Genomic DNA, 13333 nt, shown 5'->3' on the forward strand with positions numbered 1-13333 from the left:
CGTCACTCCAGCAACCCTCGTTGCCGGGCTGCTGCGGCGGCCTGTGTGCGGGTGGCGACCTCCAGTTTGCCCAGGATGTTCGACACGTGCACGCTCACCGTCTTCTGCGCGATGAACAGCCGCTCCGCGATCTCCCGGTTCGTCAGCCCCTCCGCGACCAGCCGCACCACCTCGAGCTCCCGAGCCGTCAGCCCACCGTCCCCCGGCGCGCCGTGCCGCTGCCCGTGCCGCTGCCCGCCGCCCCCCGGCCCGCCGAACCGAGCCCGTCGCCCGAACTCCAGCAGCGCGTTCTCCAGCGGCACCGCCCGCAGCTTGCCCGCCGTCTCCCTGGCGAGGTCCCACTCCGTCTGCGCCGCGTCGCGGTCACCGGCCGCCAGCAGCGCCTCGGCCAGCCGCCACCGCGCCCGCGCCACCTCGTAGACGAACCCGAAGTCGAACGCCGACACCACCTCGCGCCACAGGTCGACGTCGAGCCGCCCGTGCACACGATGCCACTCGGCCTCCACCCGCGCCGCCCAGGCCAGCCCTTCGGGGCCCAGGTGCCCGCGTTCGCCGGTGGGCCCGGTCTCGACCGAGACGCGGGCGCGGGCGCGCAGGTCGTCGGCGCCTTCGGTGGTGCCCAGCTCGGCCAGCGCCCACAGCCCGATGGCGGCCATCCGCAGCGCGCCCGCGTCGCCCTCGACCATCGGCGCCAGCACCGCGCGCACGTGGCCGAGCGCCGCCGCGGGGTCGCCGTGCCACAGCGCGTGCTCGGCGGCCAGCCCCCTGGACATGTAGGAGGCCAGCTCGTCGGACCAGAACGGCCGCAGCCAGCTCAGCCGCCCCTCGACCGCGGGCAGGTCGCGCGCCACCTCGATGAAGAGCGCGAACGACGACAGGATCGCCTCCGGCAGCGTGCCCACCCGCGCGCCGAACCCGGCCGCCACCGACTCCGCCTGATCCCACTCCCCCGCCACGTAGTGGATGAGGAAACGCAGGAAGCGCAGGTCGGTGCCGTAGGTGCTCCACTTGAGCCCGGTCTCGGACGCCATGCGGATGCCGTCGTCGGCCACCTCGGCGGCGTGGGCCAGCAGGCCCTGCTCGTAGTGGATGCGGGCGTGGTGGAAGCGGGCGCGCAGGTCCATGGCCAGGTCGCCGGTGCTCTCGGCGGAGGCGGTGTCGACCAGCTCGTGGGCCCTGGTCACGTCGCCCCGGTGCTCGACGTAGGTGGCCAGGGTGAGCAGGGCGCCCACCTCGGCGTCGCGGGCCCCGGAGGCGCGGGCGGTCTCCAGCGCGCGGCTGGACATGGCCTCCACCTCGTGGTGCCGCGGGCTCCAGAGCAGCGTGCGGGCGTAGGTGGCCAGGGCCCGGGCGAGCGCGGCCGGGTCGTCGGCGCTCTCGACCGCCCGCTCGGCCGCCCCGATCGCGCTTTCGTCCTCGTCTGTCTCGTAGAGGTAGTAGGCCAGTCGCTCGCTCACCTCGGACGTCGGCGGCAGCGCGCGCAACTGGGTGACCGCCCGGTGGTTGTCACCGCTGTCGGCGGCCATGACCGCGCTGCGGAAGGCCAGCTCCGCCCGGCCCTCCCCGGCCAGCTCGGCCGCGTCGGGGACCCGCTCCCACAGGCCGAGCGCCTGGTCGTAGTGGCTGTGGGCCTCGGCGGGCGCGCCGAGCCGCTCGGCCAGCCGGCCGGCCTCCACGGAGGCCGCCAGCGCCCCGGCCAGGTCGTGACCGGCGAGGTGGTGGTGGGCCAGCTCGGCCGGTGCGGTGAGCAGGCGGGCGAAGGCGGCGTGCAGCCGGGTGCGCTCGCCGGGCAGCAGATCGGTGTAGACGGCCTCCTGTAGGAGCGCGTGGCGGAAGGCGTAGCCGTAGCCGTCGACCCTGAGCAGCCCGCGCGAGACGATCTCCCTGACCACCTCCTCGAACTCGGCCGGCGGCAGCCCGGACACCTCCCGCAGCAGCTCGTCCTCCACCCGGCGCCCGGCCACGGCGGCGGCGCGCAGCACCCGCTGCCCGGCCTCGGACAGCACCTCGACCCTGGACATCAGCAGGCTGGCCAGCCCGTCGGGCAGGCTGTCGCCCTCGGCCATGGCCGCGAACAGCTCCTCCGCGTAGAACGGGTTGCCTTCGGCGCGGGACACGATGAGGCCGAGGCCCTGAGCGTCGACCTCGCCCAGCGTGGCGATGTAGTCGGACATCTCGCCGGAAGCCAGCGGCCCCAGCTCCACGCTCATCACGGTGGGCAGCCGCTTCAGCTCGGCCAGCACGGACCGGAGCGGATGGCGGCGGTGCAGGTCGTCGGTGCGGTAGGTGCCGACGACGCAGACCCGCTCGCTCTGCACCATGCGGCTGAGGAAGACCAGCAGGTCGCGGGTGGAGCGGTCGGCCCAGTGCAGGTCCTCGATGACGAACAGCACCGGCTGGACGTCGGCGAGCAGCCCGAGCAGCGAGCCGAACAGCCGCTGCTGGGTCAGCCCGGTCGACGGCGCGCTCTCCATGCCCGGCAGGAGCTGGCCCAGCATGGGATGGGCGGCGGCGGCGTCACGCACGGCCGGCTCCGCGCCGCGCAGCGCGTCGGCCAGCGGCAGGTAAGGCAGCGCGTCGCCGAGCTCGGCGCACTGGCCGACCAGCACGTGGAAACCGCGCTCGCGGGCCGCGGCGACCAGCTCGGTGGTCAGCCGGGTCTTGCCGATCCCGGCGTCCCCGCCGACCAGCGCCACCCCTGCCGTGCCGTCGGCGGCGGACTGGAGCACCCGCACGAGTCCGGCCAGCTCAGCAGAGCGCCCGACGAGAAGACCGTTCACGTCAGAAACTATGCCATGCTCCACCGACATTCGATTGGTCCAGGAAACCAGCCGATAATTGGCCTTCTTCTCCATACCAAAACCCGCTTACGCTGCTATTTCGTGATCCCTCCGACAACGTTCGCCCTCTTCGTGACTGTCTCCCTCACCCTGGTGATCATCCCGGGCCCCAACCACCTGTACATCACCGCCAGAGGGCTGGCCCAGGGCCGGTCGGCGGGCCTGGCCAGCGCGTTCGGCGTGGAGACCGGCACCCTCCTGCACATCGCCGCCGCCGCGGCCGGCCTGTCGTACGTGATCTCGCAGTCCGCGACGCTGTTCGCGATCGTGAAGTGGGCGGGTGTGGCCTACCTCGTCTACCTGGGCATCCGCGCGTTCACCAGCAAGCAGGAGGAGGCCGGGAGGCCGGAACCGCAGCCGCTGCGCAAGGTCTACCTTGAAGGCGTGCTGGTCAACGTGCTGAACCCGAAGGTGGCGCTGTTCTTCCTGGCGTTCCTGCCCCAGTTCGTGAACCCGAGCGCGGGCTCGCCGGCCCTGCAGGTGGTGCTGTTCGGCCTGACGCTGCTGCTCCTGGGGCTGATCTCCGACATGGTGTACGCCCTCACCGCCGGCGCCCTCAGCACCCGCCTGCACGGCGCCGCCAAGCCCCTCCGGTACGTCAGCGGCATCATCTACCTGAGCCTGGGAGTGATCACGGCGTTCGCCGGGAGAAAATGAGCCCTATGGCGCCGAGGAAGCAGCAGCAGATCTTCGATGCGACGTTGCGGCTGGTCGCGGAGAGAGGCTACGACGGCCTGACCGTCGAGGGCGTGGCCGACCATTCGGGCGTCAACAAGACGACGATCTACCGATGGTGGCCGTCCAAGGCCGCCCTGCTGGGCGCGGCCCTGGTGGAGTCCGACGTCCTGGGCTTCGAGCCGCCCGACACCGGCAGCCTGCGGGGTGACCTGGTCGTGCTGGTCGAGCACGTCGTGCGCCTGCTGACCGAGCCGCCCGGCAGCGAGATCGCCGTCGCCGCGCTCGGCGCCGCCGTCCGCCATCCGGAGCTCGACGTCCGGCGCTTCTTCGCCGACCGCTTCGCCAGGGAGCGGGAGATCTTCGAACGGGCGGTGCGCAGGGGCGAACTGAAGGCGTCGGTCGACCCGATGCTGATCGTCGACCTGCTGGCCGGGGCCGTGTGGATGCGCGCGGTGTTCAGGGGCCTGCCGGTGACGGAGACCTTCCCCGGTGAGGCGGTCTCGGCCGTCCTCGACGGCGTCTAGCCGGCGGCTCCGGCCCCTACGGCTGCCCATCGCGGCCTGGGGCAACGGCGGCGGGTCAGGGCGCGTCGGGCGGCCTGGCTCAAGTGGCGGCTCAAGGGCGACGCCGCCGCCGAGGCGATGTTCGTGGGCCGAGCCGCGGGCCGTGCTCCGGCCGGTGGCAGGCGATGCGGAAGAACCTGTCGTGAAAGCCGGTGGGCGGTGGGTCGATGATCATAAGATCCCCGGGTGTCCCAAAAGAATAGACAGCGCCGGTGGCCGGTGATCGCGTTCGCCGTGGTGATCACGATGCTGCTGGGAGCGGCCGGGCTCTATCAGGTGGCGAACGCGCGTACGTTCCAGGTCGCCGGAAAGCTCACCAACCGCGTGGAGACGAGCGAGAAGCTGGTGGCGCTGACGTTCGACGACGGGCCCGACCAGCACACACCGGAGATCATCGACGCCCTGGCGGCGGAGCGCGTGCCGGCCACGTTCTTCCTCGTCGGGTCCCATATGGCGGCCAACCCCGGGATGGCCGAGTCGCTGGTCAAGGCCGGCCACCAGCTCGCCAACCACACCTACACCCACCGCAGAATGATCTTCGTGTCGGAGGAGACGGTCGCCGACGAGATCGAGCGCACCGACGGGCTGATCAGGTCCGCCGGGGAGCAAGGGGAGATCTTCTTCCGGCCGCCGACCGGCAAGAAGCTGATCACCCTGCCGCTCTACCTGTCCGAGCACAACAGGCACACGGTGATGTGGGACCTGGAGCCCGACTCCGGCGCCACCCCGACCTCGGCGGAGATCGTCACGCAGGTGCGCGAGGAGGTCAGGCCCGGCTCGATCATCCTGCTGCACCCCTGGTACGCCGGCGGCCAGAACACGCGTGACGCCATCAGGGACCTCACGGCGACCCTGCGCGCCGACGGCTACCGATTCGTCACCGTGGCCGAGCTGCTGTCCCGCGGGTGACCGGGGCCGCCTGGAGGGCCGCCTACAGGGCCTCTGAGAGGGCGGCCGGGATGCGGTCGAGCACGGGATGCGGCACCAGCCCGTAGGCGTAGAAGTCCACCGCCAGCGCCCCGGCCGCCTTGGCCCCCCGCGCCTTGGCGACCAGCCGGTCCGTCGAGTCGCTGTCGGGGTAGCCGGGCCGCAGCACCGCCCGCACCTCCCGGTCCTTGCCCACCGACCGCAGGTAGGCCCCCACGTCGTCGGCCACCCGCGCCGCGTCCCGCGCGTACGCCAGCACCCCGAACGCCGGCACCAGGTCCCCGAGCGCCACCAGGTCGACCCCGAGCTGCCAGGCGTCGTGCGCGGCCAGCCCCGGGGTCGGCAGCCCGTCGGTGTAGCCCTTGACCGCCCCGGTCGAGTCGATGAACACCAGCTTCGACCCGTCCTCGGCCACCGCCGAGGCCACCTCGGACACCAGCGTGGTGACCGTCTCGGAGCGCGCCCGCGCGTAGGCCACCACGTCGGGCCCCGCGTACGCGGTCAGCGCCGCCCTGGTCACCTCACCCTGCGCGGGCGGGTCGCCGTCGAACACCCCGCCCACGATCCGGGCGCACTCGTCGCGCGCCACCTCGGCGTTCACCCCGAGGTCGGTCGCCCGGCGCATGCAGTAGTCGCAGAAGCAGAGCCCGAACAGGTAGGCGTCCATCGGCCCGAGCGGCACGAACGAGCGCTGCGGCTTGAGCGGCCGGAAGTGCAGCGACTCGGCCACGACGCTGTCCACCCCGAGCCGGGCGACGGCCCGGGCCAGCGCGACGGCGTAGTCGCGCACATCGGGGTGGGCGGGGCACAGGTCGGTGAGCGAACCGCGGTCGCCGAAGCAGTCACGAACGGTCACATCCGGATGTTCCATGCCCAGCGTGGCGTTACGCAGGAAGACCGTCCATCCGTGGAGCTTCATGGACCGCTTCGCGCACTCTTCGCGGAGCCCGTCGAAAGCGCTCAGAAAGCCCGGCACAGGAGCCAGCCGGAGCCCGTCGAACAGCTCGGCCGGCGGGACGAAGTGCGCCCCGTCGTGGCGCAGGGTCAGCCTGGACAGTCCGTGGGGGGTGACGTCGCGGGAGGCGTGGTGCACGGCGCCGACGGTGATGCCCGACACGCCGTAACCACTGATCCTGTCGAGCACCCGCTCGACGCCCTCGCCGCGCAGGTCCTCGACGAAGACGTACACCGAACTGTCCACAACCGAACCTTAAGCGCTCTTGTGCGCGACGAAGTCGATCTCCACCAGGATGTTCATCAGGTCGGACCCCACGGTCGTCCGCACCGGGTAGGGCTGGCTGAAGTACGACTTGTACACCTCGTTGTACGCGGCGAAGTCCCGCTTGAGGTGCTGCAGGTGGACGGTGGCCTTGACCACGTCGTCGAAGCCGAGACCGTGCGCGGCCAGGATGGCGCCGAGGTTGCGCATGGTCTGGTGCGTCTGGGCGGCCACGTCGTCGCCGACCACCTCGCCGGTCTCCGGGTCGAGCGGCCCGGCGCCGGAGGTGAAGACGAAGTCGCCCACCACGAGCCCCTGGGAGTAGGCGCCGATCGGGGCGGCGCCCTCCGAGGTCCTGAGCTCCTTTTTCACGCGATCTCCCTAAAAATTGGTGCTTATCGTGTCAACGACACGGTAGTCGCGGTCGACCAGGGGCAGCACCCGCCACTTGTCGAACGCGGTGCAGGGATGGGAGATCCCGAAAGCCAGCAGGTCACCCGGCTTGAGCCCGTCGGCGCGCACGACGGTGTGCTGGTCCTGCATCTTCATGATCGTGACCCCGCCGCGGCGCGGGATGGGCAGCCCCTCGTCATAGGGCGCGTCGCGCTTGCCCATGCCGACGATCGCCAGCCCCGGCTCGGGCGTGGACAGCACGTGCGCCCACACCTCCAGCGCCGGGCGCAGCTCGCCCTCGATGCGGTTGAACGGCGTGCGCTCCCGGTAGTAGCCGTCGTCGTGGGTGACGTAGGCGCCGCTGCGCAGCAGGATCCTGGCCTGGGTGGCGACGAGCTCACGCCCGATCACGTCGAACCACTGACTGCCGCCCACGGACAGGATCGGGTTCTTGACGCGGACGTGTTCGACGGCCTCCTGCAACAGATGCAGATATTTCCGGACTTCTTCGCTGGACTTGAGCCCGCCCTCGTACCCGGCGATCCCGGCCAGCTCGACGCCGGGCGTCCGCTGCACGTGCGCGACCACCTCCAGCAGCCCGGACAGCGTCCGGCAGCCGGCCCGCCCGCCCTCGTGCCCCAGCTCCACCAGCACCCGGAACGGCCTGGCCCCGGCGTGCCGGGCGAGGAGGTCGACCCCGGCGGCGGAGTCGGCGAAGCTCAGGAACTCGAACCCGGGGTCGCCGGCCAGCTCGCCCGCGGCCCACGCCAGCCCCGCCGGATCGACGATCTGGTTGGCCACCAGGATCCGGCCGACCCCGAACCCCCTGACCACCTGGGCCTGGCGCGTCGTCGCGACCGTGAGCCCCCAGGCGCCCGCGCCGAGCTGCAGCGCGGAGATCTCCGGGGACATGTGGGTCTTGGCGTGGGGGGCCAGCTCCATCCCGTGATCGCGGACGAAGGCCGCCATCGTCGCGACGTTGTGCTCCAGCGCGTCCCGGTGCACCACCATCGCGGGAAAGCCGAGCCCGCCGTCGAAGATCGACTGACCGAGAATCGCCGGCACAACACCCCCTTTGTCCGCGTCCGACCTTATCCCAACCGCTCCTGGGGTCATGGCCGGAGCGCGCGCCCGGACGTGGCCCCGGTGAGCTCACCGGCGGACAACACGGGCACCCCGGACACGAGCACGTCGTCGACCCCGGCGGCGAGCGTGCGCGGCGCCTCGTACGTGGCCAGGTCGGCCACCACGGCCGGGTCGAACACCACCACGTCGGCCGCGAACCCGCGCCTGATCAGCCCCCGGTCCATCAGCCCGAACCGCCGGGCCGGATGGGAGGCCAGGTGCACCACGGCCTGCTCCCACGTCCAGTCGCCCAGCTCCCTGACGTGCCGGCCGAGGAACCGGGCGAACGCCCCGAACCCGCGCGGATGCGGATGACCGCCCACGTAGATGCCGTCGGAGCCGCCGGTCTGGGAGGGGTGGCGCAACATCCGGCGTACGGACTCCTCGCCCTCCGGTCCCTCGTCGGGCCGGGCGGACACGACACCCGCCTCCAGCCGTGTCTCGGTCAGCAGACGGCGGCAGAACGCGGCCGGGTCCATCCGCGCCCGCTCGGCCGCCGCGACGATGGTGAGCCCTTCGGCCCACTCCAGCCCCGGCGCGTGCGAGACCGTCAGCCGCGGCCAGGTGCCGGCCAGCGCCGGCCACCACTCGTCGAGCCCGTCGGAGGCGATCATCTCCAGGGCCAGGTCGGTCTCGGCGCCGGGCACGGACGGAGGCAGCACCACCATGGCCAGGATCGTGTTGCCGCGCAGGTAGGGGTAGGTGTCGAAGGTGAGGTCGACGCCCTTGCCGAGCGCCTCCTCGACCAGCGGGTGCAGCACGTCGGCGGGCCCGTGCAGGTGCGAAACGTGCACGGCGGCGCCCGAGCGACCGGCGATGTCCATGACCTCCGCCATGCCCACCCCGGCCTGGGTGCCGTAGGCCCGCATGTGGGTGACGTACGGGAGCCCGCCGAGCGGGGCGCACAGCGCGGCCAGCTCCTCGGCGGAGGCGTAGCGCCCCGGCAGGTATTCCAGCCCGCTCGACAGCCCGGCCGCGCCCTCCGACAGGCCCCGCTCGACGTGCCGCACCATGGCGGCCAGCTCGTCACGCGAGGCGGCGCCGGCCGACGGCCCCATGACGTCGTAGCGGATGGTGCCGTGCGGCAGCAGGTAGGCGGTGTTCACCGCCACGGCCCGGTCATAGCCGCCGAGCAGCTCCGCGACGGTCAGCGGCCCCTCGACAGGCGCCCGGCCACCAGGCCCGCCGCCGGACGGCGGGCCGCCGGACAGCGGGCCGTTGACGGCGGCGAAGTAGCGGGAGGCGTAGGCGACGGTCGCGGCCGAGCCGGGCGCGTAGGAGAGCCCGTCCTGCCCGAGCACGAAGGTGGTCACCCCCTGCCGCAGCGCCGCCTGCTGCACGACCGGATCGAACACGGCCGCGTCACCGTGGACGTGGCAGTCCACGAACCCGGGCGCGACGAAACGACCGGTCGCGTCGATCACCCGCTTCGCCGGCGCGCCGTCCAGCCTGCCGACCGCCGCGACCGTGTCGCCCGTGATCCCCACATCGGCCCGGCAGGGCGGGGCGCCCGTCCCGTCGAGCACCTGGCCACCGCTGATGAGAACGTCGAACCCCACCCCAAGATTCAATCAGAGCGGGAACCCATCGGGGGGCACCGGAGGTCCTTGCCCACCGGCCGATCGGCCAGCAACTCGCGGGCCTGGGATCGGGCGAGGTTCCACCCGTTCCACGGATCCGGCCGGTCCAGCCCGTTGGCCGCGACCACGCCGGCGAGCACGCAACTGCGCTGCGGCTCCGGCAGCCGGTCCAGCGCCGGCACCGCCTCCGCGCCGAGATCGCCCAGGTAGTCGGAGTCCATCTTGCTGGGGCCGCGCACCTCGACCTGCGTATACGCGACCTGCAGATCGGGGTTCACGATCGCGAACGCGCCCAGCCCCAGCCCGGTGACCAGCACGATCGTCCGGGGCAGCCAGCCGGACCCGCGCCCCGCCAGCCGGGCCGCGCCGGCCAGCAGCACGAGGGCGAAGAGCGTGCCGAGCCACCACACGGTGGCCTGCACGGACAGCCGCAACCGCGAGAGCCCGTAGGCGTCGGTGTAGAGGTTCATCCGATGCAGGGCCGAGACCAGCACCACCATGGTCAGCCCGCACAGGACGCCGAGCAGCGCGGCCAGCAGCCAGCGCTCGCGCCGCTCGACCTTGAGCAGCCCGGCGGCCACCGCCACGATGCCCAGCACGAACAAGCTGACCACCACGAGCTGGAAGAACCCCTGCCTGGCGTACTCGGCGTAGGTCAGCCCGGCCGTCTTCAGCACCCAGGTGTTGCCGCCGAACAGCGCCGTGATCTGCACCGCCACGAACGCGGCGAACAGCAGGTTCACCGCCGTGAGCGGCAGGAACCAGATGGTCCTGCTCACGCTGAACTTGGTCTCGGGCCCCACGGGGTCCACCACGGGCCGCAGCGCGACCAGCACCGTGGCCGCCAGCAGCAGCCCGAACAGCCCGAACAGGAAGATCCGCGCGGGCACCGACTCCGCCCAGTCCGGCGCGGTGGTGACCCGCTCCAGATAGGAGGAGAAGACGGGGTCCGCCGAGGCGAACAGCAGCCCGAACACCACCAGCAGCACCGCCGTGATGCCCAGCCCAGCCAGCATCGGCAGGATCCGCCGTCGCGCCGTCAGCCCTTTCAGCGGCTTGGCCAGGAAGTACGGCACGGGTCCGAGCGCGAGCAGGACGGACGCGCCACCCCTGATCACGCCGAGCCATCCGGCGCCCGCGCCGGAGACGGCCAGCGCACCCAGTCCGGCCCCCGCCACGAGCAGGATCGCCACCAGCCAGTCGGCGTCGCGCACCGCCGCCATGGAGATCAGCCAGTACGCCGTCACCCCGAACGCCACCGTCCACGGCGTCATCCGCCGCAGCACCGCGGGCAGCGCCGCCGCGCCGAGCACCATCGCGACCAGGACGATCCCCAGCCCGACCTGCGCATCGGGCAGCGCCACCGCCGCGAACACCCCGGCCCCCGCCGCCGCCGGGAGCAGCCATCGGGGCGGCTCGGGCAGCACGGGCCGGGGGAAGAGCGGCGGCGGCACGTAGGGCGCCACCGGCCCCGCCTGATTCCGGTACGGCGCCGCCGCCTGGTACGCCGCGGCCGCCGCCCTGCGCTCCGACCCCGCCCCCAGAGCGGCTCCGACACCACCCAGGACGGCGGTGCACATGACGAGCGTGACCAGGGCCAGGCCGTCGCCCACGGTCACGCTGACGAGCACGGCGGCGAACATCCCCACCAGGAACCCGACCAGCAACCCGATGACCCCGCCGCCGACCATCCTGGCCAGCCCGCCACCCGGGGACGGCTGAGGCATCACGAACCCCATCCCCGCGGGCGGCCCGCCGACCCCACCCCCGAAGCCCGCACCAATCCCCGGCCCCACCCGCCCAGCCCCGGCACCCACCGGACCCGAACCGACCCCGCCCGGCCCCATCCGACCCGCACCCACACCCACGCTCGCGCCGGCGCCGGCAGTCGTGCCCGCGCCGCCCGGCGCGCTTCCGCTCAGCGCCGCCATCGCCGCCATGGTCGCCGCGCTCGCCGAAGCGGCAGCTCCCGTGGCGGCGGTGGCGGTGGCGGAGTTGGCGCCAGCCGTGGCGGGGGCCGTAGCCCCTTCGCCGTCCCGGCCGCCCTCAGCCGTCACCACGCCCGCGGCGCTCGGCGCGCCCGCCGCGCCCAGCCGGGGCGCGGCCATCACGTCGGACGCCGGCTCTCCTGCCGCCCCCTCACCAGACGCGGCCCCGACAGGAACCGCTCCGGCGTCGCGGCTTCCCTCGGGAGTGAGGTCCGCCTCCACCTGCCTGTCGATCACCTGTTCCGGCCGCCGCACGACTTCCCCCGAACCCGGCTCGGCCTCGAGCGGTACGTCCGCCATCGTCGTCCTCCCTGGTAAATCGACCACCATGCGGCATCCCGCGCAGTCGTCGATGCGAATGGAACCCCCGTGCAGCTCGACGATCTCCTTCACGATGGCCAGGCCCAGCCCGGCGCCCCCGGAGTCCGCCGCGCGCCCGGCGTCCAGCCGGGAGAAGCGCTCGAAGACCCGTCCCCTGGCCGACGATGGGATCCCCGGCCCGAGGTCCGCGACGGCGATCCGCACCCCGTCCCCCTCGGCCGCCGCGCTCACGGTCACCACGCCGTCCGGCGGGCTGTGCCGTACCGCGTTGTCGAGGAGGTTGGCCAGGACCTGGGCCAGCAGGTCGGGGTCGGCGCGCACCACCAGGCCGGCCGGGACCGACGGGCGGATCTCGACGTCCTCGCGCGCCAGCGACGCCTCCCTGACCGCCTGCTCGACCAGCGGCGCCAGCCCGAGGGCCTCGGCCTCGATCAGCCGCGCGCCGGAGTCCAGCCGCGACAGGTCGAGGAGCTGGGCGACGAGCCGGCCCAGCCGCTCGGTCTGGGCGAGCGCGGTCCGCATGGTGACGGGGTCGGGCGCGGAGACGCCGTCCACGACGTTCTCCAGCACGGCCCGCAGCCCGGTGATCGGGGTACGCAGCTCGTGGCTGACGTTCGCGACCAGCTCGCGCCGCTGCCGGTCCACCTCGCCCAGGTCGGCCGCCATCGCGTTGAAGGCCCTGGCCAGCTCCCCCACCTCGTCTCGGGAGGTGGCGCTGACCCGGAGCGTGTAACGGCCCTTGGCGATCGTCTGGGCGGCGCTGGCCATCTGGCGCAGCGGCTTGGTCATGCCCATGGCCAGCACCTGGACCATGATCAGCGCCAGGATCACCGCGACGGCGATCCGCACCTCGCGGGAGAAGCCGGAGGCGATGCCGACCTCGTTCACGACGAACGCGGTGCCCACGGCCAGCACGATCACGATGCCGAGCTTGACCTTGATCCGGCCCAGGAAGTCGAGGGGTCTCATCGCCGTACCAAGGCGTAGCCGACGCCGTGCACCGTGCGCACCACGTCGGAGCCCAGCTTGCGGCGCAGCGCGCGGACGTGGCTGTCCACCGTCCTGGTGGCCGCCGCCTCCGAGAAGCCCCACACGTCGGACAGCAGCCGGTCGCGCTCGAAGACCTGCCCGGGCCGCTCGGCCAGCCGGCGCAGCAGGTCGAACTCGGTCCTGGTGAGCTGCGCCTCCACCCCGCCGACGAACACCCGGCGGGCGGCGGTGTCGATCTCGACCTCGCCCACCCTGATCACGGTGTCCTCAGCCGCGAGCTGGGCCGCCCGCTCCACGCGCCGCAGCAGCGCGTGAATCCTGGCGACCAGCTCGCGCATGCTGAACGGCTTGGCCAGATAGTCGTCGGCCCCGACGCCGAGACCGACCAGCACGTCGGTCTCCTCGCCGAGCGCCGTCAGCATGAGGACGGGCACGGGCCTGGCCGCCTGCATCCGGCGGCACACCTCCAGTCCGTCCAGACCGGGCAACAGCCGATCGAGGATCACCAGGTCCGGATCCGCTTTGCCGTACTGGACCAGGGCGTCCTGCCCATCGCCCGCCACCCGGACATCGAAGCCCTCGGCGGCGAGCCGGTTCCGTACGGCCAGCGCGATCGTCACATCGTCCTCGACCACGAGGATGCGTCGCTGCTCTGCCACGTACGAAAGACTAGAAGCGCGCCGTGCAGACGACACTCCTAAATTTGTGC

At 72.8% G+C, this 13333-nt stretch carries 10 protein-coding genes; 3 read left to right on the plus strand and 7 right to left on the minus strand.

The features are described from left to right. Positions 1–2 precede the first annotated feature (2 nt). Positions 3–2780, minus strand: coding sequence for an AAA family ATPase (locus tag AB0I15_RS18855; RefSeq protein ID WP_358096599.1), 2778 nt, complete (start codon positions 2778–2780; stop codon positions 3–5). A gap of 102 nt (positions 2781–2882) precedes the next feature. On the opposite strand from AB0I15_RS18855, the gene AB0I15_RS18860 reads away from it, so the two are divergent. The 3 genes from AB0I15_RS18860 (at position 2883) to AB0I15_RS18870 (ending at position 4990) form a co-directional block, all read left to right on the plus strand. After that, positions 2883–3497, plus strand: coding sequence for a LysE family translocator (locus tag AB0I15_RS18860; protein ID WP_358096601.1), 615 nt, complete (start codon positions 2883–2885; stop codon positions 3495–3497). A gap of 5 nt (positions 3498–3502) precedes the next feature. Beyond that, complete coding sequence (locus tag AB0I15_RS18865; protein WP_358096604.1) at positions 3503–4042, plus strand: TetR/AcrR family transcriptional regulator; 540 nt, start codon at positions 3503–3505, stop codon at positions 4040–4042. A 225-nt stretch (positions 4043–4267) separates the two neighbouring features. Beyond that, complete coding sequence (locus AB0I15_RS18870) at positions 4268–4990, plus strand: polysaccharide deacetylase family protein (protein ID WP_358096607.1); 723 nt, start codon at positions 4268–4270, stop codon at positions 4988–4990. A gap of 22 nt (positions 4991–5012) precedes the next feature. Here AB0I15_RS18870 and AB0I15_RS18875 read toward each other — a convergent pair whose 3' ends face one another. Genes AB0I15_RS18875 through AB0I15_RS18900 form a run of 6 tightly spaced genes read right to left on the minus strand, consistent with a single transcriptional unit; the run spans position 5013 to position 13259 of the window. Then, positions 5013–6209 (minus strand): hypothetical protein, encoded by a 1197-nt coding sequence (locus AB0I15_RS18875; protein WP_358096610.1) that lies wholly within the window; start codon positions 6207–6209, stop codon positions 5013–5015. A gap of 9 nt (positions 6210–6218) precedes the next feature. Further along, positions 6219–6599 (minus strand): Rid family detoxifying hydrolase, encoded by a 381-nt coding sequence (locus AB0I15_RS18880; protein WP_358096613.1) that lies wholly within the window; start codon positions 6597–6599, stop codon positions 6219–6221. Between the two features lie 9 nt (positions 6600–6608). Continuing rightward, positions 6609–7685, minus strand: a complete 1077-nt coding sequence (locus tag AB0I15_RS18885; RefSeq protein WP_358096615.1) for an alanine racemase — start codon at positions 7683–7685, stop codon at positions 6609–6611. A 47-nt stretch (positions 7686–7732) separates the two neighbouring features. After that, the gene (locus AB0I15_RS18890) at positions 7733–9304 is read right to left on the minus strand and encodes an amidohydrolase family protein (protein ID WP_358096618.1); all 1572 of its coding nucleotides are present in this window, start codon (positions 9302–9304) and stop codon (positions 7733–7735) included. Positions 9305–9312: 8 nt separating this feature from the next. Continuing rightward, a complete protein-coding gene (locus AB0I15_RS18895) occupies positions 9313–12603 on the minus strand; it encodes a DUF4153 domain-containing protein (RefSeq protein WP_358096621.1) in 3291 nt (1096 codons plus the stop codon). Continuing rightward, positions 12600–13259 carry a response regulator transcription factor gene (locus AB0I15_RS18900; protein ID WP_358097059.1) on the minus strand — a complete coding sequence of 220 codons (660 nt, stop codon included), beginning with the start codon at positions 13257–13259 and terminating at the stop codon, positions 12600–12602. Before AB0I15_RS18900 ends, AB0I15_RS18895 begins: the two co-directional genes overlap by 4 nt. Positions 13260–13333 lie beyond the last annotated feature (74 nt).

It is taken from the genome of Nonomuraea sp. NPDC050643 (genome assembly GCF_040654715.1).
Classification (GTDB): domain Bacteria; phylum Actinomycetota; class Actinomycetes; order Streptosporangiales; family Streptosporangiaceae; genus Nonomuraea.